Genomic DNA, 26,519 nt, shown 5'->3' with positions numbered 1-26,519 from the left:
CTCTCCGGCGTTGTATGGGCGTGCCCGGTTCAGGGCCAGGCGATGTCGTATGCAAACTCGTTCTTGTTGCCCGACAGCCTGAGGATTGGCAGTCCCGCCGCTTCCACTTTGTCGATCAGTCGGTCGTATTGGAATTTGTTGGCATGCCCGGCATGGGTCGCCGCCTCGATGCGCTCAGCGTCCGCGCCGGCCTGTTCCTTGATGTCTGCGATCCTGGCGCCTTTGCTCAGGTCTGTGTTCAGTAACCAGATACGCTCGGCTGGAACTCCGCTGCGGGTGACCGAAATCAGCCCCTCGAAATCGTCGGAGGGAAACCAGGTCGGCGGGTTCTCACGCGCAGCGGAATTGAACGCCATGTTCTCTTCGTGCGGGACGACTTCCAGATTGCGCGTGTCGAGGGCGTACATGAACATTTCTGTCTGCCGCGTGCGCGAGGACCGATAACCCCGCTCGTGATCCCAGGCGACGGGACTCTCAGGATCAGACCAGTCGGATGAGGAACTGCTTGAATCATCGGCGTCGCTTGCGCCGCTGTCTGAGCTGCTGTCACCCGCGTCGCGTCCCGGATATTTATGGGTCTGGCTGTTGAAACGCAGGTATGCGGGATCGGGGGCGCTGGCATACATCTGGCCCTGCTCGAGACTGAACGTCGCGCTGATCGGCTTGTGCGTGGTGGCGCCGGGTTTGTGGTGGTAGCGGGGCAGCATGGTGCCGTCATTCGCCAGCTCGAACGGCGTGCGCTCGTCACCGCGAAACAGCGCCGGGACGTCCGTGCGATACAGGCAATTGTGCTTGTTACGCAGGTAACCGAGCTGTTTCAACAGCGCCTCGCGGACTTCGGGGGTCAGGCCTTGTTCGGCGTCGTACCAGTCGTGGCGGGCATTGTGCTTGAGGTTGAGCTGCTCGACCGCATCCTTGGCCAATTGCTCGAAGCGTCGCGGGTGGGTGACGTCATCCAACAGGCGCTTGTGCGCCAGTGCCCAGGCTGGAATCGCCAGATGGTCGCTCATCTCCTGCTGCAAGCGGGTCAATTGCCTGGGCAGCAGATTGAACGATTGCAGAAAGGCTTCACGCTCTGCACGGCTCATCTGCGGATGCAGCCAGCGCAGCGAGTCGCGCAGCAGATCGGTCAGCGGATTTCCGGTGGTTGTGGGATGTGCCCACTGTGGCGGCATGCCGCTGGCCTGAGCTTCGACACGAAAGCGCGCGATGTCCTGGCCCTGCAAGCCATATAGCTGCCAAATCTCATGATCGGTCCACTGTTTGAGGTGGGTCGGCGACGCCGCGAATCCCCCCGACGGAGGATCTACCGGAATGAAATTGCCAAATGAATCCCTGAAGGCGAACAGGGGGGCGTCTGTGCGCGCTGCAAAAAGCGGATGCATTTCGTAGTAACCCTGAGCATCCGGCGAACGCCCCGATGGACTGTAACGGCTTTGATTGATGGGCGTTGTCGCGGGGGCGAGCCGTGCTCGCTTCGGCGCTGGATGTTCGGTCAGGCGCCAGGTGGGGCTGTCTGCGTTTTTATACAAAAGCGGTCCGGAGGGCACGCGCTCGGTCAGCAACTTGCTGCGCCATGCGCCGGTTTCATCCACGCCGACGTGAGTGGTTTGCAAAGCGCCCTGATATTCGACGTCGACGAACTTTCTGCCAACGACCCAGCGAAATCCATCGGGGTCAGCGGGCTTCATCCCACGCAGAAAAGCTTCCGACAACCAGTAATCGTTTATTGAAGTGGAATGTTCAGAACGATAAGCGCCGTGTGTCGGTAACTGAAAGATTTCGATCGCCGGAAGTCTCGGGTTTGCATCGGCGAGGGGGCTGCCGGAAGTTGTTGTGGGCAGCGCCTGGTCGTGACCACCGGTCCTTCTCGATATTTCAACGGCGCTGGCATCGATCAAGGGGCGATGTGGTGCCGGTGCGTGCGGATCAGTTTGATGCGGCGTTGTAACAGGCGTCTTGCGGGGTATCTTTGGACTCATGAATAACTCGACAAAGAATGAATTGATAAATGCCTCGGCAGAACTTCAATGCCGGGTCCGGATAAATATTGATTGTTGGCAAGTGCTCAAGCCGGGCGGATTGAACTCACGGATTTTCTGTTGCGCGAAATACTTCGCCACCGTGTTCCGGCTGGACTATGTAACGCTAGTTTGGCGTCGATTGGGAATGCGGAAACGTCGGTTTTATAACCAGGAAAGTTAACCGCAGGAGGGGAAGTTTGCGTAGGTAATCAACGCCGCTCTTGTCGGAATATTCCAAAAGAGCGGCGTATAAAAAATCTGGCTTGTGAGTTGTCTGGTTTAGTAGGCGTAACGCAACAATGTATGTGGCAAGTGGCGCAGTACGAAGAAGCCGAACAGAGCAACCATCGATGGCAGGATCAGCCACCAGATCTTGAACGGCATTGCATTAAGGGACGCCTGCCGTTGGCTCAACCACAGCATCGCAGCACACACACAACTGGCGAGCATCGCCCCGGCCAATATGTCGGTTGGCCAGTGCGCGCCGAGATACACCCGCGACAGGGCGATAGAGAGTGCCGGGATGCAGGCAATCAGCAGCCAGGTCAGGCGCATGCGCGGCGGCTGACCGCGTCCGGCGAGTACACCCAGCGTCAGGAACAGGGCGAATGCGCCAGAAGCGTGGCCGCTGGGCATGCTGTAGGTGGTCAATGGATCGCTGAGCACTTCCGGGCGCACCCGGGCGAAAAAATACTTGGTTCCGGTATTGGCCATTGCGGTGACCAACATGGTGGCGCCCGCGAACATTGCCTGGCGCCACTGCTTGCACAGCACCAGCAGAATGACGAGCAGTGCACTGAACAGCAGCATGTTGCGGAATTCGCCGATCAGGGTCAGCGTCACGGCGATTTCGTCCAGCGCTGGCTGGCGGTGCTCCTGCACCAGGGTCATCACGCCGTTGTCGAGCGCGGTGAGGTATGGATAGCCGATGAACAGACCGATCAGGATCAGCAGGCTCATGCCGCCGATCCAGATCGTCGCGCGACGATGGCGGCGCACGCTGCTGTTGACGCTCAGGCCGACCATCACCGCGATGCTGGCGGCGACAATCCCGGCCTCCAGCCAGAACCCTTCAGGCAATGGCAGACGGAACGCCGCGCCGGTGGCCCAGCCCGGCAGCAGATAAGCCAGGCTCCAGCCAGCAGCGGCCAACAGGCTGACGGCGAAAAAACGCGGGAAGGGCATGTCGCACATCCCGGCGACCATTGGCAGCATTGGTCGTAGCGGGCCGATGAAACGCCCGACCAGCAAGCTGGCGATGCCATAGCGCTGGAAGTACGACTCGGCGCCGGCCATCCATTCCGGGTGATGGCGCAGGCCCGGCAGGCGGCGGATGTTCTGATGGAAATGCCGCCCCAGGAAGTACGAGATCAAGTCGCCGAGGATGCCGCCAAGAAAGCCCAGCAGCAGCGTTTCGCTCAATGACAGCGCGCCACTGCCGGCCAGTACCGCCACGCCGAACAACAGCACCGTGCCCGGCACGATCAGCCCGGCGATCGCCAGACATTCCACGCACGCGACGATGAACACCGCTGCGGCCAACCACTGCGGATTGGCGCCGAGCCATCCGGTGATGCTATCGAGCCATGGGCCCATACAGAAAAACTCCATTCATTCTTTAAGTAATTGTTTCGCGGTGGACTGCTGACCTGTGGGAGCGAGCCTGCTCGCGAATACGCTGTGTCAGACGATAGAAGCGTTGGCTGGCACGACCCCTTCGCGAGCAGGCTCGCTCCCACAGGGGGACATCATTTATTAGCGGATTCGGCTTCAGCGCCGGGAAGCAGGAAATAATCCCGGCCTTCGACCTGACCCCGTCGCAGCGGGTTCCGCGTGCACCATTGCGCATACGCAGCGTCAACGAAGCGATACATCAAGTGTTCATCACGGCCCAGCGGAATGCCCAACCGGGTGGTTTGAATGATCTGCGCGGGTGGCGGTCCCGGGTCCTCGACCAGCAACAGTTCATGATCGAAACGCTTGGCGTCCCACATCGGCACTTTCAAACCCAGCGCCTTGCACAGCAGGGTCTGTCCGGCGCAGAGCTTCTGTGTCGGACGCGGTCGGCCCTGGGCATCGGGATTGTTCAGCAACATCTGCGCCAGACTCGCCGGACCGCTCACTTCATCGACCCACGGATAGGCAGATTTGATCAGCACGGCGTTGCCCGGCCCCTGCGCACTGAAGTTCAGCGAATCACCGCCGCGTGCGTAGTACATATAGATGTGGCCGCCATCCAGAAACAAAGCCTTACGCTTTTCTGTATAGCCGAGCGAGGCGTGGCTGCCTTTTTCCGCGCAGTAATAGGCTTCGGTTTCGATGATTCGCGCACTCAGCCACAGATCGCCGACGCGATGGCGGATGACTTTGCCGAGCAGCGCCTGCGCCAGCACCTGGGCGTCGCGGTCGAAAAAACTGTCCGGCAGGCCCACGGGCAGGCGCGCGGACTCGGGGCAAAGGGGCACGTTGGTCATGATGGGCAAGGTTTATCCAGGCTCAAGAGGTCGTGATGATAACAACGCTGAGCTTAATTACGTCTGAACGACGGGCAAACGCAGCTCATTTCGACCATCCGCCCGTCACCGCTGTTAGTCCCGGGACGCGACAGCTATAATCTGCCGCTTTCCTCTTTGCCAAGGCCCCAGCAGACCATGACTGAGTCCGTTCTTGACTACATGACCCGATTGGGTCGCGCCGCCCGCGCTGCCTCCAAGGTCATCGGTCGCGCCAGCACCGCGCAGAAAAACCGCGCCTTGCAGGCTGCCGCCAATGCTCTGGACGCTGCGCGCGCCGAGCTGGCCGCCGCCAATGAGCTGGATCTGGCTGCCGGTCGCGCCAACGGTCTGGAGCCGGCGCTGCTGGAGCGTCTGGAACTGACCCCGGCACGCATCGACGGCATGATCGTCGGCTTGCGTCAGGTTGCTGCACTGGCGGATCCGGTCGGTGCGATCCGCGACATGAGCTTCCGTCCGTCGGGTATTCAGGTCGGCAAGATGCGTGTACCGCTGGGCGTGATCGGGATCATCTACGAATCCCGTCCGAACGTGACCATCGATGCCGCCAGTCTGTGCCTGAAGTCCGGCAACGCGACCATCCTGCGCGGTGGCTCCGAGGCAATTCATTCCAATCGCGCGATTGCCGCGTGCATTCAGCGCGGTCTGGCCGAGGCCGAACTGCCCGCCGCCGTGGTGCAAGTGGTCGAAACCACCGACCGTGCCGCCGTCGGCGCGCTGATCAGCATGCCGGAATACGTCGACGTCATCGTGCCCCGTGGCGGTCGTGGCCTGATCGAACGCATCAGCCGCGATGCTCGCGTACCGGTGATCAAGCACCTGGACGGCATCTGCCACGTTTACGTCAGTGAACATGCCGATCTGGCCAAAGCCCAAAGCATCGCCTTCAACGCCAAGACCTACCGTTATGGCATCTGCGGCGCGATGGAAACCCTGCTGGTCGATCAGGCTGTTGCCAGGGATTTCCTGCCTTCGATGGCCGCGCAGTTCCGCGACAAAGGCGTCGAACTGCGTGGTTGCGAGCGCACCCGGGCGATCATCGAAGCGGTCGCGGCCTGCGAAGACGACTGGCACACCGAGTACCTGGCGCCGATTCTGTCGATCCGCGTGGTCGACGGTCTGGAGCAGGCGATCGAACACATCAACCATTACGGCTCCCATCACACCGACTCGATCGTCAGCGAAAACCTCGCTGACACCCGCCGGTTCGTGGCGGAAGTCGACTCGGCCTCGGTGATGATCAACACGCCGACCTGCTTTGCCGATGGATTTGAATACGGATTGGGTGCCGAGATCGGCATTTCTACTGATAAGCTGCACGCCCGCGGCCCGGTCGGGCTTGAGGGGCTGACCTGCGAGAAGTACATCGTGGTCGGCGATGGCCAGTTGCGCGGCCAGGCGACGGTCTGACTTGACCGACCTCGACCTGACAGCGCCGCACACCGGCAGCGAGTCGCGCCCGCAACGCATTGGCGTGCTGGGCGGTACGTTCGACCCGGTGCATATCGGCCATTTGCGTGGCGCGCTGGAAGTTGTCGAAGCGCTGACGCTGGACGAGTTGCGCCTGATGCCGAACGCGCGGCCGCCACATCGCGGTACGCCGCAGGTGTCGGCGCAGGACCGGCTGGCGATGGTCGAGTGCGCGGTGGCCGGATTGCCGCCGCTGGTGGTGGACGCCCGCGAATTGCAGCGGGACAAACCGTCCTGGACCATCGATACCCTGGAGTCGCTGCGCGCAGAGATGCCCGCCGAGACCCAGGTTTTTCTGCTTTTGGGCTGGGACGCATTTTGCGGCCTGCCCACTTGGCACCGCTGGGAAGAGTTGCTCCAGCATTGCCACATCCTGGTGCTACAGCGCCCGGACGCCGACAGCGAACCGCCGGATGCCTTGCGCAACCTGCTGGCAGCGCGTTCGGTGAGCGACCCGCTGGCCCTGAAAGGGCCGAGCGGACAGATTGCATTCGTCTGGCAGACACCGCTCGCGGTTTCCGCCACCCAGATCCGTCAACTGCTGGCCAGCGGTAAGTCGGTACGTTTCCTGGTGCCCGACGCGGTCCTGGCCTACATCGATGCGCACGGTCTGTACCGTGCGTCGAACTGAACAAGGCGTGCTTCACCGATACGGATCACCGTATCCCCAAGCCGCCGAATACATGAGCAAAACGAGTTACATATGACTGATAAAGATCTACCGAAAGTAAAGCGCAAAGGCACGTTCAAGAGCGCACCACTGCCGGAAGCCGTCAACACCAACGAGCCGCTCAAGGGCGACGAACTGGTCAAGATTGCCGTCGCTGCGCTGGAAGACGTCAAGGCCCAGGACATCCAGATCATCGATGTGCGCGACAAGCAGAGCATCACTGACTACATGATCATCGCCACCGGTACCTCCAATCGCCAGATCAACGCGATGCTCGACAAGGTCCGCGAGGAAGTGAAAAAGCAGGGCGCCAAGCCGCTGGGCGAAGAAGGCAAGGGCGACAGCGATTGGGTACTGCTCGACCTCGATCTGGTGATCGTGCACATGATGACTGCCTCGGCGCGTCAGTTCTACGACCTGGAGCGCCTGTGGGCCGGTGCCGAGCAAAGCCGTGCGGCCGATGCCAAGCACCACAGCCCGGAGAACACCCACGAGCATTTCACCAAGCTCAATAAAGACCAGTTCTAAGGGATTGCTGTGCGACTGCGCCTGATCGCCGTCGGTTCACGCATGCCCAAGTGGGTGGAAGAAGGCTGGCATGAATATGCCAAGCGTCTTCCGTCCGAACTGGCGCTGGAACTGGTGGAAATTCCGCTCAACACCCGTGGCAAGAATGCCGACGTGGCCCGTTTCATCCGCCAGGAAGGCGAAGCCATGCTGGCCAAGGTCGGGCACAACGAGCGGGTCGTCACGCTGGAGGTTCACGGCAAGCCGTGGAGCACCGAGCAACTGGCGGTCGAACTCGATCGCTGGCGCCTGGATTCGCGCACGGTCAACTTCATGGTCGGCGGCCCGGAAGGGCTGGCACCGGAAGTCTGTGCCCGCGCTGACCAGCGCTGGTCGTTGTCGCCGCTGACCTTGCCGCACCCGCTGGTGCGGATCCTGATCGGCGAACAGTTGTACCGTGCCTGGACCGTGTTGTCCGGCCACCCTTACCACAAGTAAGCCTGCCCTCATGTCTCAGCCGATCCGCATCAAGGACCACGAAAAGGACGCCCGTCTGGTGCGCAGCCGTGTCGTGTTCGGTGCGATCGTGATCGTGGCGCTGATCTGTGTGCTGATCGCGCGTCTGTATTACCTGCAGGTGATCCAGTACGAGTACCACTCGACCCTGTCGGAAAACAACCGCGTCCACGTGCAGCCGATTCCGCCGACGCGCGGGCTGATTTTCGATCGCAACGGCGTGGTCGTGGCCGACAACCGGCCGAGCTTCAGCCTGAGCATGACCCGCGAGCGCTCCGGCGACTGGCAACAGGTGCTCGACGTCATCGTCGAGGTGCTGGAGCTGACGCCCGAGGACCGGGTGATCTTCGAGAAACGCATGCGTCAGGGCCGTCGGCCGTTCGAGCCGGTGCCGATCCTGTTCGAGCTGACCGAAGAGCAGATCGCCCGCATTGCGGTGAACCAGTTCCGCCTGCCCGGGGTGGAAGTGGTCGCGCAACTGGTCCGGCATTACCCGCAGGGCGCGCATTTTGCGCATTCGGTGGGCTACATGGGGCGGATCAACGAGAAAGAGCTGAAGTCGCTGGATCCGGTCAACTACAGCGGCACCCACCACATCGGCAAGACCGGCATCGAGCGTTTCTACGAGCCGGAATTGCACGGTCAGGTCGGTTACGAGGAAGTCGAGACCAACGCCCGTGGCCGCGTATTGCGCGTGCTCAAACGCACCGATCCGATTCCCGGCAAGGACATCGTCCTGAGCCTCGACATCAAGTTGCAGGAAGCCGCCGAGGCCGCGCTGGGCGGGCGACGTGGCGCGGTGGTGGCGCTCGATCCGAAAACCGGCGAAGTGCTGGCGATGGTCAGTCAGCCGAGTTTCGACCCCAATCTGTTCGTCACCGGTATCAGCTTCAAGGCCTACGCCGAGTTGCGCGATTCCATCGACCGGCCGTTGTTCAACCGCGTGCTGCGCGGTCTGTACCCGCCGGGCTCGACGATCAAACCGGCGGTGGCAATTGCCGGTCTCGACGCCGGCGTAGTCACGGCTTCGAGCCGGGTGTTCGACCCGGGCTATTACATGCTGCCCAACTACGACCACAAGTATCGCAACTGGAATCGCACTGGTGACGGCTTCGTCGACCTCGACACGGCGATCATGCGTTCCAACGACACCTACTTCTATGACCTTGCGCACAAGCTCGGCATCGATCGGCTGTCTACCTATATGAACAAGTTCGGCATCGGCCAGAAGGTCTCGCTGGACATGTTCGAAGAGTCCCCGGGCCTGATGCCGTCCCGCGAATGGAAACGGGCGACGCGCAAACAGGCGTGGTTCCCCGGCGAAACCCTGATTCTCGGGATCGGCCAGGGCTACATGCAGTCGACGCCGCTGCAACTGGCCCAGGCCACGGCGCTGGTGGCCAACAAGGGCATCTGGAACCGTCCGCATCTGGCCAAGTCCCTCGACGGGGTGAAGCCGGTGGATGAAAACCCGATGCCGAACATCATCCTGCGCGACCCGTCCGACTGGAACAAGGTCAACCATGGCATGCAGCAGGTGATGCACGGTGCCCGTGGTACCGCGCGCAAAGCGGCGATCGGCGCGCAATACCGCATCGCCGGCAAGTCGGGTACCGCGCAGGTGGTGGCGATCAAGCAGGGCGAGAAATACGACCGCTCCAAGGTCCAGGAACGCCACCGCGACCACGCCCTGTTCGTCGGCTTCGCCCCGGCCGATGATCCGAAAATCGTCGTGTCGGTGATGGTCGAGAACGGTGAGTCCGGTTCCGGCGTTGCCGCGCCCGTGGTGCGCCAGGTCATGGACGCCTGGTTGCTCGACCAGGACGGCCACCTGAAAGCCGAGTACGCCAGCCCTATCACTGCGGAGGCCCCGGCCCGTGATGAATAACTTCGATCGCATGCTCTCCAGCGAGGATGTGATGCGTCGCCGCGCGACGTTGCTGCAAAGACTGCATATCGATGGCCCGCTGTTGATCCTGTTGCTGATCCTCGCCGCCGGCAGCCTGTTCGTGCTGTATTCGGCCAGCGGCAAGAGCTGGGACCTGCTCGGCAAGCAGGCCACGTCGTTCGGCATCGGTCTGGTGGCGATGATCGTCATCGCCCAGTTCGAACCGCGTTTCATGGCGCGCTGGGTGCCGCTCGGTTACGTGATCGGCGTGATATTGCTGATCGTCGTCGACATCATGGGCCACAACGCCATGGGCGCCACGCGCTGGATCAACATCCCCGGGGTGATCCGCTTCCAGCCCTCGGAGTTCATGAAGATCCTGATGCCGGCGACCATCGCCTGGTATCTGTCCAAACGCACCTTGCCGCCGCAGCTCAAGCACGTCGGCATCAGCCTGATGCTGATTGGCGTGCCGTTCATTCTGATCGTGCGCCAGCCGGATCTCGGTACCTCGTTGCTGATTCTTGCCGGTGGCGCCTTCGTCCTGTTCATGGGCGGCCTGCGCTGGCGCTGGATTCTCAGCGTATTGGCGGCGGCGGTGCCGGTGTCGGTGGCGATGTGGTTCTTCGTCATGCACGACTATCAGAAGCAGCGTGTCCTGACTTTCCTCGACCCGGAAAGCGATCCGCTCGGCACCGGCTGGAACATCATCCAGTCGAAAGCCGCGATCGGTTCCGGTGGCGTATTCGGCAAAGGCTGGCTGCTCGGCACCCAGTCACACCTGGACTTTCTCCCGGAAAGCCACACCGACTTCATCATTGCCGTGCTTGGCGAAGAGTTCGGTCTGGTGGGGATTTGCGCGCTGCTGCTGATCTATCTGTTGTTGATCGGTCGCGGGCTGGTGATCACCGCTCAGGCGCAAACGCTGTTCGGCAAATTGCTCGCCGGCGCGTTGACCATGACTTTTTTTGTTTACGTTTTCGTCAACATCGGTATGGTCAGTGGCCTGTTACCGGTCGTGGGGGTGCCGTTGCCGTTCATTAGCTACGGAGGAACTTCGCTGGTGACGCTGCTGTCAGCGTTTGGGGTTTTGATGTCGATCCATACCCATCGCAAGTGGATCGCACAGGTTTGAATAAGGTGAAGAGTGCAATGCAAGTAATGCGTGGCTGGGCGACTCGATGCGCGCCGCTGGTTGGCCTGGTGGGCCTGCTGGGGAGCGTGCAGGAAGCGCTGGCCGGCGACTATGAAGGCTCGCCGCAGGTGGCCGAATTCGTCGGCGAAATGACCCGCGACTACGGTTTCGCCGGTGAACAACTGATGGGTGTGTTCCGCGAGGCGCAGCGCAAGCAGTCGATTCTCGACGCCATCTCCAGACCCGCCGAACGGGTCAAGCAGTGGAACGAATATCGTCCGATGTTCATCACCGACGCGCGCATCGCCCGTGGTGTCGACTTCTGGCGTCAGCACGAGGCGACCCTGGCCCGTGCCGAGCAGGAATACGGCGTGCCGGCACAAGTGATCGTGTCGATCATCGGCGTCGAGACCTTTTTCGGACGTAATACCGGTAATTTCCGCGTGATCGATGCTTTATCGACCCTCGGCTTCGACTATCCTCCCCGTGCCGAATTTTTCCGCAAGGAACTGCGTGAGTTCCTGCTGCTGGCCCGCGAAGAGCAGGTCGATCCACTGACCCTGAAAGGCTCGTACGCCGGGGCCATGGGCCTGCCGCAGTTCATGCCGAGCAGCTTTCGCGCCTACGCGGTGGATTTCGACGGTGACGGCCACATCAATATCTGGAACAACCCGGACGATGCCATTGGCAGCGTCGCCAGCTACTTCAAGCGTCACGGCTGGGTCGCCGGCGAACCGGTGGTCAGCCGCGCCGATGTGCGCGGCGAGCAGGTTGATGAAGGCCTGACTACTGGTATCGAACCGGTGAAAACGGTCGCAGAGTTGCGGGCGCTGGGCTGGTCAAGTCATGATGCGCTGCGCGATGATATGCCGGTTACCGCATTTCGCCTCGAAGGCGACAACGGCCCTGAATACTGGATGGGCCTGCAGAATTTCTACGCGATCACGCGTTATAACCGCAGCGTGATGTACGCCATGGCCGTACATCAACTGTCTGAACAGCTGGTACAAGCACGGGGCGTCAAGTAATGCAGGCATTGCCTAACAATAAACCCCTGAAGCTGGTGGCTTTCGCTGCGTTGGCAGTCCTGGTCGCCAGTTGCACGACCAGCCGCACGCCGACGCAGAAAACCCCGTCCACCGCTGTCCGCGCCCAACCGGGCCTGGACATCAACCGCGCGCACAAAGACGGCGCGCCGTGGTGGGATGTCGATGTTTCGCGCATCCCGGATGCGACACCGACCCTGCACACCGGCCCGTACAAGGCCAACCCGTACACCGTGCTGGGCAAGACCTACTTTCCGTTGCAGGAATCCAAGACCTACGTGGCTTCGGGTACGGCGTCCTGGTACGGCACCAAGTTCCATGGCCAGAACACCGCCAACGGCGAAGTGTATGACCTGTACGGCATGAGTGCCGCGCACAAGACCTTGCCGCTGCCAAGTTACGTCCGGGTGACCAACCTGGACAACAACAAGACCGTGATCCTGCGCGTCAACGACCGTGGGCCGTTCTATTCCGATCGCATCATTGACTTGTCTTATGCTGCGGCGAAGAAGCTCGGCTATGCCGAAACCGGCACCGCACGGGTCAAGGTCGAAGGCATCGATCCGCAGCAGTGGTGGGCGGCCAAGGGCCGTCCGGCGCCGCTGATGCTCAATGAGCCGCAAGTGGCGCAGAATAGCGCCCCGGTCATCACCGCGTCGGCCGGTACCGTCGAGCAATGGACGCCGCCGCCGCAGCAACACGCCGCGGCCGTGGTGCCCGTGCAGATCGATGCAAAAAAAAACGCTTCTGCACCAGCGTCTGGCCAGTATCTGCAGGTGGGCGCGTTCGCCAACCCGGACGCTGCCGAGCTGCTGAGGTCGAAGCTCAGCGGGATGGTGAGCGCGCCGGTGTTCATCAGCTCGATCGTGCGCAATCAGCAGACCCTGCACCGGGTACGCCTGGGGCCGATCGGCTCGCCGGGTGAGATCGCCCAGGTGCAGAACAGTGTGCGGCTGGCCAATCTGGGTTCGCCCAGCGTGGTCACCGAGTAACACGTAGACCTTGATTGACGGTTCACTTGCGGTATTCGGGGGGTGAACCAGGTTGTTGGCTCGTCGAAGAACAAAAGCCCGGCAAGGGTGACTGGAGTGAGCAACTGAACACGCGATGGCCCGTTAGAAGGCTGTCTGAATAAGTTTTGCCTTCGGGCAAGTTTCCATTAGCGATTTCGAGAGACGGATGAACATCACCACCTTTGCCAAACGCCTGTGTCTGCTAGTCCCGCTGCTCCTCTCGCCAGCCGCCTTCGCGGCCGAGATGATGCCGTCGCCACCACAACTGGCCGCCAAGGCCTACGTTCTGATGGACGCCAGCAGCGGCAACGTGCTGGTCGAAAACAACGGCGACCAGCGTCTGCCACCGGCCAGCCTGACCAAGCTGATGACCGCGTACATCGCGACCCTGGAAATCCGTCGCGGCCAGATCGGTGAAAACGATCCGGTGACCGTCAGCGAAAACGCCTGGCGCACCGGCGGTTCGCGGATGTTCATCAAGGTCGGTTCGCAGGTGACTGTCAGCGACCTGCTGCACGGCATCATCATCCAGTCCGGTAACGACGCCAGCGTCGCCCTGGCCGAGCACATCGCCGGCAGCGAAGACGCGTTCGCCGATCTGATGAACAAGACCGTCACCGAACTGGGCATGACCAATACCCACTTCATGAACCCGACCGGTCTGCCAAACCCTGAGCACTACTCGTCGGCGCACGACATGGCGATCCTGGCCCGTGCGATCATCCACGAAGACCCGGCTCACTATGCGATCTACTCGCAGAAAGAGTTCTTCTGGAACGGCATCAAGCAGCCTAACCGCAACCTGCTGCTGTGGCGCGACAAGACCGTTGACGGTCTGAAAACCGGCCACACCGATGAAGCCGGCTACTGCATGGTGTCCTCGGCGGTACGTGACGGCCAGCGCCTGATCGCCGTGGTGTTCGGCACCAACAGCGAAGTGGCTCGCGCCGCTGAAACCCAGAAGTTGCTGACCTATGGTTTCCGCTTCTTCGAAACCCAGACCTTCTACCAGAAGGGCACTGAACTGGCGCAGGCGCCGGTATGGAAAGGCAACACCAGCCAGGTCAAGGCCGGTCTGGCGCAAGACCTGACCATGACTCTGCCAAAAGGCCAGCTGAAGAAACTCGCTGCCAGCATGACCATGAACCCGCAACTGGTTGCGCCAATCGCCAAGGGCGACGTGATCGGTAAAGTCGAAGTCAAACTGGAAGACAAGGTGGTGCACAGCGCTGACCTGATCGCTCTGGACGGCGTCGAGGAGGGTGGTATCTTCCGCCGCATGTGGGATAGCATCCGTCTATTCTTCTACGGCTTGTTCAATTGATTTTGTGTTGACCTGCATGGCCCCGCCCCGATCCGGTGCGGGGCCATGTGCGTTACCACGGCTTGCGCTATAGAGGCCGTTACGCCATGACCGATACCGAAGTAAAGGCGCCAAAGATCGAATTTCCCCAGACTGATTATCCGATCAAGGTGATCAGCGATACGGGTGTTGGCAACAAGGACAAGATCATCGCGATCGTCCTGAAACACGCGACCATCAATGATGAGCGCATCGACGAGCGTCAAAGCAGCAACGGCAAATACACCACCATCCAGTTGCACATCGTCGCCACCGACCAGGATCAGCTGTACAACATCAACAGCGAACTGCGGGCTTCCGGCATCGTGCACATGGTGTTGTGATGCACGGCACGCTGGGCTTTCGCGAACTGGGCCAGATGCCTTACGAGCCGGTCTGGCATGCCATGCAGCGCTTTACCAACGAACGCGGCAGCGATGCCGCCGACGAAATCTGGCTCGTCGAACACCCGCCGGTGTTCACTCAGGGCCAGGCCGGCAAGGCCGAACACCTGTTGCTGCCGGGAGATATTCCGGTGGTGCAGGTCGATCGTGGCGGCCAAGTGACTTATCATGGCCCCGGGCAACTGGTGGCCTATCTGTTACTGGATGTGCGCAAGCTGGGTTTCGGCGTGCGCGATCTGGTCAGCCGCATGGAAGCCTGCCTCATCGAACTGCTGGCCAGCTACGGCGTTAGCGCCGCCGCCAAGCCAGATGCTCCCGGCGTGTACGTCGATGGAGCGAAAATCGCTTCTCTGGGTTTGCGCATTCGCCACGGTTGTTCCTTTCATGGCCTGGCCCTGAACGTGGATATGAACCTGGAACCGTTTCGACGGATTAATCCCTGCGGCTACGCCGGGCTGGCCATGACCCAGCTGAGCGATCACGCAGGATCGATTGAATTTGCCGAGGTAAGTGCCCGGCTGCGCGCGCAGCTCGTCAAACACCTCGACTATGCTGAGCAGACGACCCTCACGGGCGGAATCGACTGATATGACTACTGATGCAGTGCAAACCATGATCCCGACGCTCGACGTGACCGAGCGCCCGGCCCCGCGTCCCAAGGTTGAAGCCGGCGTCAAGCTGCGCGGCGCCGAGAAGGTTGCACGCATCCCGGTCAAGATCATCCCGACTACCGAACTGCCGAAGAAACCCGACTGGATCCGCGTGCGCATCCCGGTTTCGCCGGAAGTCGACCGCATCAAGAGCCTGCTGCGCAAGCACAAGCTGCACAGTGTCTGCGAAGAAGCGTCCTGCCCGAACCTCGGCGAATGCTTCTCCGGCGGTACTGCGACCTTCATGATCATGGGCGACATCTGCACCCGTCGCTGCCCGTTCTGCGACGTTGGCCACGGTCGTCCGAAGCCACTGGACGTCAACGAGCCGGAAAGCCTGGCCATCGCCATCGCCGACCTCAAGCTAAAGTACGTGGTGATCACTTCGGTGGACCGCGACGACCTGCGTGATGGCGGTGCCCAGCACTTCGCCGACTGCATCCGCGAAATCCGCAAACTGTCGCCGAACGTGCAGCTCGAGACCCTGGTCCCGGACTACCGTGGCCGCATGGACATCGCCCTGGAAATCACCGCTGCCGAGCCGCCGGATGTGTTCAACCACAACCTGGAAACCGTGCCACGCCTGTACAAGGCTGCGCGTCCGGGTTCGGACTATCAGTGGTCGCTGACCCTGCTGCAACGCTTCAAGCAGATGATGCCGCATATCCCGACCAAATCCGGCCTGATGCTGGGTCTGGGCGAGACTGACGAGGAAGTCATCGAAGTCATGAAGCGCATGCGCGAACACGACATCGACATGCTGACCCTCGGTCAATACCTGCAACCGTCGCGCAGCCACTTGCCGGTGCAGCGTTTCGTGCACCCGGACACCTTCGCCTGGTTCGCCGAAGAAGGTTACAAGATGGGCTTCAAGAACGTTGCGTCTGGCCCGCTGGTACGTTCCTCGTACCACGCCGACGAGCAGGCGAAGCTGGTCAAGGCCGAGCTGCTGGGTTCCTGATTCACTGCTGATGTAAAAATGCCCGCCGAGGACGGTTCCTCGGCGGGCATTTTTTTGCCTGAGACAAGGGGCTTTTGTTTGCCTCTTGAGCTGTCTACTGTGTGTGCATGACTTTACCGCTGGAGCCCAAGGATGACCGTTCGACCGAGCCACACCCTCGTTGCCCACCGAGCCGTACCGGCGCTGCCCTCCGAAGGGACGATCGGCGTCATCGCGCCTGCCGGCCCCGGCGCCCTCGACACTGAAAAAGCGCTGCAATGGATGCGCGCGCGCGGCTATGGGCTGAAGGTGTTTCCGGGTGTCTATGAGAAGGACGGCTATCTGGCTGGCAGTGACGACGTACGCCTGCGCGATCTGCACGCGGCATTCGCTGACCCCGAAGTCGACGCGATCATTTGCCTGCGCGGCGGCTACGGCACGCCGCGCCTGCTGGACCGAATCGATTACGACCTGCTCAGCCGGCACGCCAAACCCTTTATCGGCTACAGCGATATCACCGCGCTGCACCTGGCCATTAGTCGCTACGCCGGGTTTGTGACCTTTCACGGGCCGCTGCTCAACGCCGACCTGCTGGGCGACAAAGAGCCGCCGACCGTCACCTCATTCTTCGCCATGCTGCGCGGGCAAATGAAGTCAGGGAGTGTGCTGAGCCATCCGGCGGCTCATCCATTATCAACCGTCGAACCGGGCATCGCTCACGGGCGGCTGCTTGGCGGCAATCTGGCGATGATTGCTGCAACCCTCGGCACGCCCTACGAGATTGATGTCGAAGGGGTGATTCTGTTTATCGAAGACATCAACGAGCCGCTGTATCGGATTGATCGGCTGCTGACCCAGATGCGTCTGGCCGGCAAGCTGGCCAGACTGCGCGGTGTGCTGGTCGGTGATATCGCCGGCGTGGAGGTCGACGCGCTGAATCGCCTGCTCAAGCAAACCTTTGAGCCGTTGCGAATTCCGGTGTTGTCGGGTTGGCGCAGTGGCCATTGCGACCCGAACCTGACACTGCCGTTGGGCGCGCTGGTGCGCCTGGATGCAGGGAAGCAGGAGTTGCTGCTGGAGCAGGATGTGGTCATCCGATAATTCGGGAGGCAAAAGATCGCAGCCTTCGGCAGCTCCTACATGGGATTGATGATCGTCCTGTAGGAGCTGCCGAAGGCTGCGATCTTTTGATTTGCTCTATTGGTTGCGCAGGCTCTCAAGCAACTTGTGCGTCGGATAACCATCCGCCGGCCAGCCCAGCGCCTGCTGGGCACTGCGAATCGCTTTGCGCGTATTGGCGCCGATAATCCCGTCCGCCGTGCCAGCGTCGTAATTACGCGCGCTCAATAGCGTCTGCAGTTCGATGCGTTCGGTGCGGCTCAGCGGCAGATCATCTTTGGGCCAACTGCCATTGATCAGGCCCGCGCCTTCGAAACGCTCGGACAACAGGCTCACCGCCAGCGCATACGACGACGAATTGTTGTACTTGAGAATCGCCCGGAAGTTGTCGAGGATCAGAAACGCCGGGCCGCGATAACCGGCTGGCAGCAGCAGGGCAGCGGACAGTTGTTCGGAGCCGGCTGGCACCTGCGCACCATTGGGCAGGTTCACACCCAGTTGCCGCCATTCGGCGACGCTTTTGCGAATCGCGCCATCGGCCAGCGTGTAGTTGAAACCGCTCGGCAATTGCACTTCGAAACCCCACGGCTGGCCGCGTTGCCAGCCCGAGCTTTGCAGGTAATGCGCGGTCGAGGCCAGCGCATCGGCCGGGCTGCCCCAGATGTCGCGGCGACCGTCACCGTCAAAGTCCACGGCGTGGGTGTTGTAAGTGGTCGGAATGAACTGGGTCTGGCCCATCGCGCCGGCCCAGGAGCCGAGCATTTTCTCCGGGGTGATATCGCCCTGTTGCAGAATCTGCAGCGCGGCAATCAATTGCGCGTGAGCAAAGCCCGGACGACGCCCCTCGTAGGCGAGAGTGGCCAACGAGTTGATCACCGACTTGCTGCCCTGAAACTGACCGAAATTGCTTTCCATGCCCCACACCGACACCAGTGCCTGGCGATCAACGCCATAGCGCTGCTCGATGCTTTGCAGAATGTCGGCGTACTGGTTGATCAGCGCCTGGCCTTTGCGTACACGCAGCGGTGACAGCGCACCATCGAGGTATTCCCACACCGGGCGGGAAAACTCCGGCTGACTGCGATCGGCACGGATCACGCTGGCGTCGAAGCTGATGTTGGCAAATGCCTGATCGAACAGCTCGGGGCGAATCCCGGCGGCGAGGGCGTCCTTGCGGAAGCCCGCCTGCCATTCGGCAAAGGTCTGGGTCGGTTGAATATCGAGCGGGTCGGCGGACGGCACTACCGGCGGAATGATCGCTGGGGCCGTGGTAACCGGGGCGGCTTGAAGCGGTTGTGCATCGGCGGCGGTGGGTTTTTCCGCGCAGGCGACAAGCAGGATGAAGCTGGAGGCAGCGATCAATTGGCGCACGGGCCAACGACGGGAAAGACTTGTGGGCATGCACAGTTCCAGGGGAAACGAATCAGGTGCAGACCTTAACATGAGCGAGGGGTAGTGCGCTTCAGGCAGCCAGAAAGTAAAAAGCCTCCCGGTTGTCAGACCGGAAGGCTTCGCGGCGGTAGCTGCCTTTGCCCTTGGAAGGTCGTTCCTGGCGGCTGCGGAACAAGGGCTGGGCGACGATGGATTTGGCCTTGTTGGGGCCATGCTTTGCTGGCTTTTTGCTCATGAGGGTTCTCTCGGCGTGGTGGGTTTTGCGCCGGGAATAATCTGCCGATGTGGCGCATCTGTCCAGTAGCTCATGCGTAGGAATATTCTGGCGCTTTCGCGAGCAGGCTCGCTCCCACATTGGTACGCGGTCAGCTGTGGGAGCGAGCCTGCTCGCGAATGGACGCTACGCGGTCGACTGCCTTATTCGGCAGGCAAAGACAATCGCTGGCCAGCCATCAACAGCGCCAACCGACTCAGGCTCATCCACGGTGAACCCGCCGCCTGGCCCTTGATCTGCGCATCGATGCGCTGCGCTTCGAGCAGCAACTGTGCCCAGCGTTGCGCCGAGTAACGTTGCAGCGCCTTGCTCATCAGCGGCTTGCGCTTGTCCCAGACCGGCGGTTTCGACTGGCTGAAGCATTTGTCCAGTGGCGTGCCCTGGCTGTATTGCAGGGAGATGTTGGCCAGCAGGCGCAACTCCCGCGCCAATGCCCAGAGGATCACCGGCGGCTCGACGCCTTCACCGCGCAGGCCTTCAAGCATGCGCAACGCGTGCGCCGGTTCGCCGTTGAGCACCGCGTCGGTCAGGCCGAACACGTCAAACCGGGCACTGTCGGCCACGGCGGCCTGCACGGTTTCGACGGTGATCTGCCCACCTTCGGCCATCAACTTGAGCTTTTCGATTTCCTGTGCGGCGGCGAGCAGGTTGCCTTCGACACGCGCGGCAATCAATTCGACGGCGTCCTGACTGGCCGACAGACCTGCCTCGGACAGGCGCTGACGAATCCAGCTCGGCAGTTGATTGGCATCCACCGGCCAGATCTGCACAAACTGGGTCTGTTGGCCTTCGACCAGTGCCTTGCCCCACTTGGTTTTCTGCGCGCTGCCATCGAGCTTCGGCAAGCTGATCAGCAGAACCGTGTCTTCCGCAGGACGCGAGCAGTATTCGATCAGCGCGGCGGCGCCTTTATCGCCAGGCTTACCGGACGGCAGGCGCAGTTCCAACAGGCGTTTTTCGGCGAACAGCGACATGCTTGCGCCGGCCTGCAGCAACGTACCCCAATCGAAATTGGCGTCGGCGGCGAAGACCTGACGTTCGTCGAAACCTTGCTGGCGAGCAGCGGTGCGGATGGCGTCGGCGGCTTCCTGACACAGCAACGGATCATCGCCGCTGATGATGTAGACCGGCGCAAGTGCGCCTTGCAGGTGTTTGCCGAGTTGCGCGGGAGCGAGCTTCATAAGGAAGGGCGAGCGGGGCGCCTGAGCGCCCCGGCCGTCTTACTGCTGCGGGATTTCGAGCGGCGACTGACGCGGAGTTTCCGCCTCAGCCTTCTGCGCCGCTTCCAGCGCATCGGCTTCAGCCTTGGCGCGGTCGTTGGCGGTTTGCTGCAGTTGCTGCAACTGGCCCGGGGTCAGCTGCGACAGGCGCAGCATCATGCGCTGCACCAGCTCGCGACGGATTTCATGACGGGCGTCGTTGGCTTCCTGATCGGAGCCGACGAGGTTGTTGCCGTCGTGAATGAACACCTTCTGCACTTCGAGCTTATCGCTAAGCAGGGACAGGTCTTTGTCGCCGCGGATGTCATAGCTCAGCACAGTGTTGACCTGATACTCGCCTGTGCGCCCGGCACCGGCATAGCTGAGGATGCGCTGGCTTTCCTGTTCGTCAGCCAGATACAGCTTGTACGGCGCGCCGCTGTAAACCTTGACGCCGCTGGACTCCAGCGTCTGACGCAGCTGTCTTACGGTTTCGCCATAAGCGTTACGCGCGCTCAGGTCGATTTCCTTGATCGACAGTTCGTTGGTGCCGGTACCACGCAACTGGAAACCGCAGGCGCTCAGCAGAACGGCGAGGCCCATCACCAGCAGATTGCGTTTGATCATTGTGTTGCTCCCCTTGAAACCAGGTGAGCCGACTCTGCGGCCCGAAAGGTTTTACTGGCTGCCAGGCGAGCCTGGCAGCCGATCCAATTTAGCTCGCGACGATGTTGACCAGTTTGCCCGGTACCACGATCACTTTGCGAATGGTCAGGCCGTCGACGAAACGCAGCACGTTTTCGTTGACGCGCGCGGCGGCTTCGATCTCTTCGCGGGTGGCGCTGGCCGGCATTTCGATCTGCCCGCGCAGCTTGCCGTTGACCTGAATGACCAGGGTCAGGTTGTCCTGCACCAAGGCACTTTCGTCCACGGCCGGCCAGCCTGCATCGATCACCGCATCGGCGTGACCCAACTGCTTCCACAGTTCGTGGCTGATGTGCGGGGTGATTGGCGCCAGCAGCAGGGTCACCGCTTCCAGACCTTCATGCAGCAGCGCGCGGTCCTGTTCGGTGCCTTGGGCGGCTTTTTCCAGCACGTTCATCAGCGTCATCACCTGAGCGATGGCCGTGTTGAATTTGTGGTTCTGGCCGACGTCATGACTGGCCTGCTTGATCGCCAGGTGAATCGCACGACGCACGGTTTTCTGCTCGTCGCTCAGAGCGGCGATATCCAGTTTGCCCGGCAAGCCCTGGGTGACGTGAGCTTGCGCCAGACGCCAGACGCGCTTGAGGAAACGGTGCGAACCTTCAACGCCGGAATCGGACCATTCCGCGCTCATGTCAGGCGGCGAGGCGAACATCATGAACAGACGGCAGGTGTCGGCACCGAACTGGTCGATCATCGACTGCGGGTCGACGCCGTTGTTCTTCGACTTGGCCATCTTCTCGGTGCCGCCGATTTCCACCGGCAGGCCGTCGGATTTCAGCTTTGCGCTGATCACCTTGGCTTTGCTGTCACGCTCAAGTTCCACGTCTGCCGGGTTGAACCAGGTGTAGGCACCATTGGCTTCGCGACGATAGTAAGTCTCGGCGATCACCATGCCTTGGGTCAGCAGGTTCTTGAACGGCTCGTTGGAGCTGACCAGACCTTCGTCACGCATCAGCTTGTGGAAGAAGCGCGCGTAAAGCAGGTGGAGAATGGCGTGTTCGATACCACCGATGTACTGATCCACCGGCAGCCAGTGATCGGCTGCGGATTTTTCTACCAGGCCACCTTCAAAATGCGGCGAGGCGTAACGGGCGTAGTACCACGACGACTCGACGAAGGTGTCCATCGTGTCGGTTTCACGCTTGGCCGGCGCGCCGCATTTCGGGCAGCTGCATTCGTAGAACTCGGGCATGCGCGCCAGCGGCGAACCGGCGCCGTCCGGCACCACGTCTTCCGGCAACACGACCGGCAGTTGATCTTCCGGCACCGGCACGTCGCCGCACGCGGCGCAATGGATGATCGGGATCGGGCAGCCCCAGTAGCGCTGGCGGCTGATGCCCCAGTCGCGCAGGCGGAACTGGGTGCGCGAGGCGCCCAGTTGTTTCTTGATCAGGGCCACTTCCATGGCGTCGAACGCGCCGGCGAAGTCGAGGCCGTCAAAGTCGCCGGAGTTGATCAGCGTGCCGTGCTCGCCATAGGGGTCCTGCCACGGCGCCGGGTTGGTGTCACCGGAGCTGGTGCGTACCACCGATTTCACCGGCAGGTTGTACTTGTGCGCGAACTCGAAATCGCGCTCGTCGTGCGCCGGAACCGCCATGACCGCGCCGTCGCCGTAATGCATCAGCACGTAGTTGGCGACCCATACCGGGAGCTTTTCGCCGGTCAGCGGGTGCTCGACGAACAGGCCGGTCGGCAGGCCTTTCTTTTCCTGGGTGGCGACATCGGCTTCAGCGACGCTGCCGCCCTTGCATTCAGCGATGAACGCTTGCAGCTCGGGATTGTTCTGCGCGGCCAGGGTGGCCAGCGGGTGCTCGGCAGCGACGGCGACGTAGGTCGCGCCCATCAGGGTGTCCGGACGGGTGGTGAAGACTTTCAGGGTGCCGGCTTCGCCGATCGAATCGACGTTGTACGGGAACTGCACTTCCATGCCACGGGACTTGCCGATCCAGTTGCGCTGCATGGTCTTGACCTGTTCCGGCCAGCCAGTCAGTTCGTCGAGGCTTTCCAGCAGCTCGTCGGCGTAAGCGGTGATCTTGAAGTAGTACATCGGGATTTCGCGCTTTTCGATCAGCGCCCCGGATCGCCAGCCACGGCCGTCGATGACTTGCTCGTTGGCCAGAACGGTCTGGTCGACCGGGTCCCAGTTCACGGTGCCGTTTTTACGGTAGATCACGCCTTTCTCGAACAGGCGCGTGAACAGCCATTGTTCCCAGCGGTAGTAGTCCGGCTTGCAGGTGGTCACTTCACGGGACCAGTCCACCGCGAGGCCGAGGCTGCGCAGCTGCGACTTCATGTAGGCGATGTTCTCGTAGGTCCACTTGGCGGGCGCTACGTTGTTTTTCATTGCGGCGTTTTCCGCCGGCATGCCGAACGCATCCCAACCCATTGGCTGCAGAACATTCTTGCCCTGCATGCGCTGGTAGCGCGAGATCACGTCGCCAATGGTGTAGTTGCGCACGTGGCCCATGTGCAGCTTGCCGCTGGGGTAAGGGAACATCGACAGGCAGTAGTAGGTTTCCTTGCCTGGCTGTTCACTGACTTCAAAGGACTTTTGCTCATCCCAGAACGACTGGGCGGCGGCTTCGATCTCACGTGGCTGATATTGTTCGTGCATGGCTACTTTTGTACTGGATAGGGGTGGCCTAATCCTCTTCGACGGCAGCATCCGGGATGGCCCGGGTGCGCTGGAAGTGGAATGACAGGAAGCGCCGTAGCATACATGACCGCGCTTGGCCGAGGGAAACCCTGATTACAGCTGTTTGCCCGACCTTTTGGACGACGAGGGCCGTTGGTCGCGGCGTGTAGCCGGTTCGTGCAGCGAAGCTAAGCTCTAATTGGGGAGTGAGTCTTATCTTCAATGAGGTGAGGGATGGTGGAGCAACGGAAAAAGAACGTAACGAAACCCGAGTTGTATGAAAGGTTGATCGATCGTCTGGGCATGGCGCTGGACGCCGTGAAAACCGCTGACCGGCTGCGCGACGAGCGCCCCCTGGAACTGGAATTGCGTGGCTTGAGCCCCGCCGAGTTCAAACTGGTCAAGGCCTATCTGGATCGCAGTGAACGTGAAACGCAGGGATGCCTGTCTCAAGCAGTGAAGCAACTCGATGCAGCACATTCGGCCAAGGTCATCTGGCTCAAGGACAAGGCGCCGCGCAGAGACACCGGCAAGGTGCGCTCTGTACAGGCCAAGTAAGCGCATGGCAGGTCATGAAACGGATCTTTTGCAACCGGATCCGGCCTACTGGTTGTAACTCGTAATCAACACTCTTAGGCTTCGGGCATCTTTGGAGATGCCCGATGCCCTTTCGCTATTTCATCAAACAACTTTTATTGCCGCCCGGCATTCTTTTGCTGCTGTTGCTGGTCGCCTGGTGGCTGCGCCGCTCGCGGCCACGCCTGGCTGGCGTGTGTTTTGCCGTCGGTTTTGGTGGCCTGCTGCTGATGAGCCTGCCGGTGGTCGTGCAGTGGAGCGCCAAGGCGCTGGAGCGTGAGCCGCCGCTGGCGCGGTCAGAGTGGACGACCCTGGCGCAACGTGCCGATGCGATTGTGGTGCTGGGCTCGGGACGCGAGCGCGGTGACATCGCCTGGGGCGAAGACCAGCCGACCGGCATCGGACTGGAGCGGCAGCGTTACGCGGCGCGCCTGGCCAAGGCCTCGGGCCTGCCGATTCTGACCAGCGGCGGCCTGCACTACGGCACGCCGCCGACCGAAGCGAAATTGATGGCAGATTCGTTGCGTGATGATTTCGACGTAACGGTACGCTGGCAGGAAGGCGAGAGTCGCACCACATGGGAGAACGCGAAGATGACGGCAGATATCCTCTTGCCGCAAGGGATCAAGCGGGTCGTCGTGGTGACGCAGGCGTGGCATATGCCGCGTGCAGTGTGGAGCTTTGAGCAGGCCGGATTCGAAGTGGTGCCGGCACCGGTGGGTTTCCTCGGTACGGATAACGCCCGGCCGTTTGGCGGCTGGTTGCCGGAATTCAAGTCGATCTGGCAGAGCGGGCAATTGCTCAATGAAGCGGTGGGGCAGGTGGGGTACTCGTTGTTTTACCGCTGAAGATCATTGTGGCGAGGGGATTTATCCCCGATGGGGCGCGTAGCGGCCTCTCTCTTACCTTCAGAAGAGGGGACTGCTGCGCACTCCAGCGGGGATAAATCCCCTTGTCACATTTCTCAGAGGGTCTTCGACATCCGGCTGGCCATCAGCGCCCAGCCAAACAGCAGCAGGCACAACGCGATCAACGGCCACGAGCGCCATTGCAGATACGGCGTCAGGTCGTGCATCGGTACCACTTCGCCGTACAGCACACCTTGTTCGAACTGCGGAATCTGTTCGGTGATCTGCCCGAACGGGTTGATCAGGCCAGTAACGCCGTTGTTGGTCGCGCGGATCATCCAGCGTCCGGCTTCCAGCGCGCGCATCTGCGCCATCTGTAAATGCTGCAGCGGGCCGATCGACGTGCCGAACCAGGTGTCGTTGCTGATCGTCAGCAGCAGGTCGCTGCGTGCCGACAGCCCGGCGGCGAATTCCGGATAGACCACCTCGTAGCAGATGAACGGTGCAATCTGGTAACCCTTGGCTTGCAAGAGCGCTTGATCGGACGGGCCGCGAGCGAAGTCCGACATCGGCAGGTCGAAGAACGCGATCAAGCCGCGCAACACGTCCTGCAACGGCACGTACTCGCCGAACGGCACCAGTTTCTGCTTCAGGTAAGTGCCGTCGCCTTCGCCGACCACGGTGATGCCGTTGAAGAAGCGCCGTTCGTGATGCACGGTCTGGCGGATCGGCACACCGGTGATCAACGCTGATTTACGCTCGGCGGCGAAGTTGCCCATCATCGTCAGGTAGCCCTCGGCGGACTCCTTCAACACCGGCACGGCGGTTTCCGGCCAGATCAGCAGATCGACCGGTTTGGAGCGTAAGCTCAGATCACGGTACAGCGCCAGTTGCGCGTTGAGCTCGGCCGGGTCCCATTTCATGCTCTGCGCGACGTTGCCCTGAATTGCGGCCACGGTCAGCGGTGCGCCGGACGGGCTGGTCCACGCGTGGCCTTTGAGGGCGATGCCTGCTACCCATGGCCCCGCCAGAAGTACCACACCGGCCGCGATAAAACCCTTGCGGCGCGCCTGCAACAAGCGCGGCGCGTTGTAGATCAGCGCTGCGGTCAGTGCCAGAACAAACGAGACCAGCCACATGCCGCCCACCGGCGCGAGCCCGGCCAGCGGGCCGTCGAGCTGGCTATAACCGGAATACAGCCACGGGAAACCGGTAAGGAACCAGCCACGAAACGCTTCCTGGCCGACCCACAGCGCTGCAAAGGCCAAGGCATCCGCCAGCGGTGCTTCGTTACGCCGCAGCCAGCGCGCCCACAGCCACGCGGGCAGGGCGAAGAACCAGGCAATCGCCGCGGTGAACAGCAGCATCAGGAACCCGGCGAGCAACACCGAAGCGCCGCCGAAATGATGAATGCTGTAATAGATCCAACTGGTGCCGGCACCGAACAGGCCGAAGCCGAAGCACCAGCCACGGCCGAGCGCCTGACGCGGGCTCAGCTCACGCAAACCGGCATAGAACAGACCAACCGCCAGCAATGCCAGCGGCCAGATGTCGAACGGTGCGAGAGCGAATGTGGTGATTGCACCGGCCGCCACGGCCAGCAGGTTACCGGGCCAGCCGGGGCGGGTTGTCCAGCGCATTTCAGTCCTT

Annotated in this window: 24 protein-coding genes; 15 read left to right on the top strand and 9 right to left on the bottom strand. The window is 61.5% G+C overall.

Features of this window, described 5'->3' with window-relative positions; genetic code table 11:
• Positions 1-29 precede the first annotated feature (29 nt).
• The 3 genes from CKW30_RS21980 to CKW30_RS21965 all read right to left on the bottom strand — a co-directional run bounded on the left by CKW30_RS21980 (position 30) and on the right by CKW30_RS21965 (position 4,498).
• On the bottom strand, positions 30-1,982 hold the full coding sequence (locus CKW30_RS21980; RefSeq protein ID WP_095181906.1) for a hypothetical protein: 1,953 nt from the start codon (positions 1,980-1,982) through the stop codon (positions 30-32).
• A gap of 321 nt (positions 1,983-2,303) precedes the next feature.
• On the bottom strand, positions 2,304-3,620 hold the full coding sequence (locus CKW30_RS21975; protein WP_041477718.1) for a bifunctional DedA family/phosphatase PAP2 family protein: 1,317 nt from the start codon (positions 3,618-3,620) through the stop codon (positions 2,304-2,306).
• A gap of 152 nt (positions 3,621-3,772) precedes the next feature.
• Complete coding sequence (locus CKW30_RS21965; RefSeq protein ID WP_095181905.1) at positions 3,773-4,498, bottom strand: DNA-3-methyladenine glycosylase; 726 nt, start codon at positions 4,496-4,498, stop codon at positions 3,773-3,775.
• Between the two features lie 177 nt (positions 4,499-4,675).
• Between CKW30_RS21965 and CKW30_RS21960 the strand changes: the two genes are divergently transcribed.
• The 13 genes from CKW30_RS21960 to CKW30_RS21900 all read left to right on the top strand — a co-directional run bounded on the left by CKW30_RS21960 (position 4,676) and on the right by CKW30_RS21900 (position 17,219).
• Positions 4,676-5,947 carry a glutamate-5-semialdehyde dehydrogenase gene (locus CKW30_RS21960; RefSeq protein WP_056790655.1) on the top strand — a complete coding sequence of 424 codons (1,272 nt, stop codon included), beginning with the start codon at positions 4,676-4,678 and terminating at the stop codon, positions 5,945-5,947.
• Positions 5,916-6,638: a nicotinate-nucleotide adenylyltransferase gene (gene nadD, locus CKW30_RS21955; protein WP_095181904.1), complete on the top strand. Its 723-nt coding sequence runs from the start codon at positions 5,916-5,918 to the stop codon at positions 6,636-6,638. The genes CKW30_RS21960 and nadD overlap by 32 nt, the downstream gene beginning before the upstream one ends.
• Positions 6,639-6,710: 72 nt before the next feature.
• Entirely contained in the window at positions 6,711-7,205 is a 495-nt protein-coding gene (gene rsfS, locus CKW30_RS21950; RefSeq protein ID WP_016773024.1) for a ribosome silencing factor, read from the top strand.
• A 9-nt stretch (positions 7,206-7,214) separates the two neighbouring features.
• Positions 7,215-7,682: a 23S rRNA (pseudouridine(1915)-N(3))-methyltransferase RlmH gene (gene rlmH, locus CKW30_RS21945; protein ID WP_095181903.1), complete on the top strand. Its 468-nt coding sequence runs from the start codon at positions 7,215-7,217 to the stop codon at positions 7,680-7,682.
• Between the two features lie 10 nt (positions 7,683-7,692).
• Positions 7,693-9,588: a penicillin-binding protein 2 gene (gene mrdA, locus CKW30_RS21940; RefSeq protein WP_041477721.1), complete on the top strand. Its 1,896-nt coding sequence runs from the start codon at positions 7,693-7,695 to the stop codon at positions 9,586-9,588.
• Between the two features lie 31 nt (positions 9,589-9,619).
• Positions 9,620-10,723 carry a rod shape-determining protein RodA gene (rodA, locus tag CKW30_RS21935; protein ID WP_050977864.1) on the top strand — a complete coding sequence of 368 codons (1,104 nt, stop codon included), beginning with the start codon at positions 9,620-9,622 and terminating at the stop codon, positions 10,721-10,723.
• A 17-nt stretch (positions 10,724-10,740) separates the two neighbouring features.
• Positions 10,741-11,751 carry a lytic murein transglycosylase B gene (gene mltB, locus CKW30_RS21930; RefSeq protein ID WP_041477722.1) on the top strand — a complete coding sequence of 337 codons (1,011 nt, stop codon included), beginning with the start codon at positions 10,741-10,743 and terminating at the stop codon, positions 11,749-11,751.
• Entirely contained in the window at positions 11,751-12,761 is a 1,011-nt protein-coding gene (locus tag CKW30_RS21925) for a septal ring lytic transglycosylase RlpA family protein (protein ID WP_016773027.1), read from the top strand. Before mltB ends, CKW30_RS21925 begins: the two co-directional genes overlap by 1 nt.
• Positions 12,762-12,948: 187 nt before the next feature.
• Positions 12,949-14,106: a D-alanyl-D-alanine carboxypeptidase family protein gene (locus tag CKW30_RS21920; RefSeq protein ID WP_095181902.1), complete on the top strand. Its 1,158-nt coding sequence runs from the start codon at positions 12,949-12,951 to the stop codon at positions 14,104-14,106.
• Positions 14,107-14,192: 86 nt separating this feature from the next.
• Positions 14,193-14,468 carry a DUF493 domain-containing protein gene (locus CKW30_RS21915; RefSeq protein ID WP_024014446.1) on the top strand — a complete coding sequence of 92 codons (276 nt, stop codon included), beginning with the start codon at positions 14,193-14,195 and terminating at the stop codon, positions 14,466-14,468.
• A complete protein-coding gene (gene lipB / locus CKW30_RS21910; protein ID WP_095181901.1) occupies positions 14,468-15,115 on the top strand; it encodes a lipoyl(octanoyl) transferase LipB in 648 nt (215 codons plus the stop codon). The genes CKW30_RS21915 and lipB overlap by 1 nt, the downstream gene beginning before the upstream one ends.
• 25 nt (positions 15,116-15,140) lie before the next feature.
• Positions 15,141-16,139: a lipoyl synthase gene (gene lipA / locus CKW30_RS21905; RefSeq protein ID WP_160768663.1), complete on the top strand. Its 999-nt coding sequence runs from the start codon at positions 15,141-15,143 to the stop codon at positions 16,137-16,139.
• A 132-nt stretch (positions 16,140-16,271) separates the two neighbouring features.
• Entirely contained in the window at positions 16,272-17,219 is a 948-nt protein-coding gene (locus CKW30_RS21900; protein WP_095181900.1) for an LD-carboxypeptidase, read from the top strand.
• Between the two features lie 96 nt (positions 17,220-17,315).
• Here CKW30_RS21900 and CKW30_RS21895 read toward each other — a convergent pair whose 3' ends face one another.
• The 5 genes from CKW30_RS21895 to leuS all read right to left on the bottom strand — a co-directional run bounded on the left by CKW30_RS21895 (position 17,316) and on the right by leuS (position 23,424).
• Complete coding sequence (locus tag CKW30_RS21895) at positions 17,316-18,638, bottom strand: lytic murein transglycosylase (protein ID WP_095181899.1); 1,323 nt, start codon at positions 18,636-18,638, stop codon at positions 17,316-17,318.
• A gap of 61 nt (positions 18,639-18,699) precedes the next feature.
• Positions 18,700-18,864 carry an alternative ribosome rescue factor ArfA gene (gene arfA / locus CKW30_RS21890; RefSeq protein ID WP_095181898.1) on the bottom strand — a complete coding sequence of 55 codons (165 nt, stop codon included), beginning with the start codon at positions 18,862-18,864 and terminating at the stop codon, positions 18,700-18,702.
• A gap of 182 nt (positions 18,865-19,046) precedes the next feature.
• A complete protein-coding gene (gene holA, locus CKW30_RS21885; RefSeq protein WP_095181897.1) occupies positions 19,047-20,084 on the bottom strand; it encodes a DNA polymerase III subunit delta in 1,038 nt (345 codons plus the stop codon).
• Between the two features lie 39 nt (positions 20,085-20,123).
• Positions 20,124-20,729 carry an LPS assembly lipoprotein LptE gene (gene lptE, locus CKW30_RS21880; protein ID WP_073475660.1) on the bottom strand — a complete coding sequence of 202 codons (606 nt, stop codon included), beginning with the start codon at positions 20,727-20,729 and terminating at the stop codon, positions 20,124-20,126.
• Positions 20,730-20,817: 88 nt separating this feature from the next.
• Positions 20,818-23,424, bottom strand: a complete 2,607-nt coding sequence (gene leuS / locus CKW30_RS21875; protein ID WP_095181896.1) for a leucine--tRNA ligase — start codon at positions 23,422-23,424, stop codon at positions 20,818-20,820.
• 255 nt (positions 23,425-23,679) lie between these two features.
• On the opposite strand from leuS, the gene CKW30_RS21870 reads away from it, so the two are divergent.
• Complete coding sequence (locus CKW30_RS21870) at positions 23,680-24,003, top strand: hypothetical protein (RefSeq protein WP_024014441.1); 324 nt, start codon at positions 23,680-23,682, stop codon at positions 24,001-24,003.
• A 104-nt stretch (positions 24,004-24,107) separates the two neighbouring features.
• Positions 24,108-24,869 carry a YdcF family protein gene (locus CKW30_RS21865; RefSeq protein WP_095181895.1) on the top strand — a complete coding sequence of 254 codons (762 nt, stop codon included), beginning with the start codon at positions 24,108-24,110 and terminating at the stop codon, positions 24,867-24,869.
• Between the two features lie 116 nt (positions 24,870-24,985).
• Here the strand turns inward: CKW30_RS21865 and lnt are convergent, their stop codons facing one another.
• Positions 24,986-26,509: an apolipoprotein N-acyltransferase gene (gene lnt / locus CKW30_RS21860; protein WP_095181894.1), complete on the bottom strand. Its 1,524-nt coding sequence runs from the start codon at positions 26,507-26,509 to the stop codon at positions 24,986-24,988.
• Between the last annotated feature and the right edge of the window lie 10 nt (positions 26,510-26,519).

The sequence above is a fragment of the Pseudomonas sp. Irchel 3F6 genome, assembly GCF_900187595.1.
Classification (GTDB): domain Bacteria; phylum Pseudomonadota; class Gammaproteobacteria; order Pseudomonadales; family Pseudomonadaceae; genus Aquipseudomonas; species Aquipseudomonas siliginis.
The sequence above is the reverse complement of the archived record's forward strand: the minus strand, read 5'-3'. Positions and strand labels throughout refer to the sequence as shown.

Coding starts and splice junctions, on each gene's coding strand:
- CKW30_RS21980 (WP_095181906.1), bottom strand. CDS start 1,982: ATGAGTCCAAAGATACCCCGCAAGACGCCTGTTACAACGCCGCATCAA.
- CKW30_RS21975 (WP_041477718.1), bottom strand. CDS start 3,620: ATGGGCCCATGGCTCGATAGCATCACCGGATGGCTCGGCGCCAATCCG.
- CKW30_RS21965 (WP_095181905.1), bottom strand. CDS start 4,498: ATGACCAACGTGCCCCTTTGCCCCGAGTCCGCGCGCCTGCCCGTGGGC.
- CKW30_RS21960 (WP_056790655.1), top strand. CDS start 4,676: ATGACTGAGTCCGTTCTTGACTACATGACCCGATTGGGTCGCGCCGCC.
- nadD (WP_095181904.1), top strand. CDS start 5,916: ATGGCCAGTTGCGCGGCCAGGCGACGGTCTGACTTGACCGACCTCGAC.
- rsfS (WP_016773024.1), top strand. CDS start 6,711: ATGACTGATAAAGATCTACCGAAAGTAAAGCGCAAAGGCACGTTCAAG.
- mrdA (WP_041477721.1), top strand. CDS start 7,693: ATGTCTCAGCCGATCCGCATCAAGGACCACGAAAAGGACGCCCGTCTG.
- rodA (WP_050977864.1), top strand. CDS start 9,620: ATGCGTCGCCGCGCGACGTTGCTGCAAAGACTGCATATCGATGGCCCG.
- mltB (WP_041477722.1), top strand. CDS start 10,741: ATGCAAGTAATGCGTGGCTGGGCGACTCGATGCGCGCCGCTGGTTGGC.
- CKW30_RS21925 (WP_016773027.1), top strand. CDS start 11,751: ATGCAGGCATTGCCTAACAATAAACCCCTGAAGCTGGTGGCTTTCGCT.
- CKW30_RS21920 (WP_095181902.1), top strand. CDS start 12,949: ATGAACATCACCACCTTTGCCAAACGCCTGTGTCTGCTAGTCCCGCTG.
- CKW30_RS21915 (WP_024014446.1), top strand. CDS start 14,193: ATGACCGATACCGAAGTAAAGGCGCCAAAGATCGAATTTCCCCAGACT.
- lipB (WP_095181901.1), top strand. CDS start 14,468: ATGCACGGCACGCTGGGCTTTCGCGAACTGGGCCAGATGCCTTACGAG.
- lipA (WP_160768663.1), top strand. CDS start 15,141: ATGATCCCGACGCTCGACGTGACCGAGCGCCCGGCCCCGCGTCCCAAG.
- CKW30_RS21900 (WP_095181900.1), top strand. CDS start 16,272: ATGACCGTTCGACCGAGCCACACCCTCGTTGCCCACCGAGCCGTACCG.
- CKW30_RS21895 (WP_095181899.1), bottom strand. CDS start 18,638: ATGCCCACAAGTCTTTCCCGTCGTTGGCCCGTGCGCCAATTGATCGCT.
- arfA (WP_095181898.1), bottom strand. CDS start 18,864: ATGAGCAAAAAGCCAGCAAAGCATGGCCCCAACAAGGCCAAATCCATC.
- holA (WP_095181897.1), bottom strand. CDS start 20,084: ATGAAGCTCGCTCCCGCGCAACTCGGCAAACACCTGCAAGGCGCACTT.
- lptE (WP_073475660.1), bottom strand. CDS start 20,729: ATGATCAAACGCAATCTGCTGGTGATGGGCCTCGCCGTTCTGCTGAGC.
- leuS (WP_095181896.1), bottom strand. CDS start 23,424: ATGCACGAACAATATCAGCCACGTGAGATCGAAGCCGCCGCCCAGTCG.
- CKW30_RS21870 (WP_024014441.1), top strand. CDS start 23,680: ATGGTGGAGCAACGGAAAAAGAACGTAACGAAACCCGAGTTGTATGAA.
- CKW30_RS21865 (WP_095181895.1), top strand. CDS start 24,108: ATGCCCTTTCGCTATTTCATCAAACAACTTTTATTGCCGCCCGGCATT.
- lnt (WP_095181894.1), bottom strand. CDS start 26,509: ATGCGCTGGACAACCCGCCCCGGCTGGCCCGGTAACCTGCTGGCCGTG.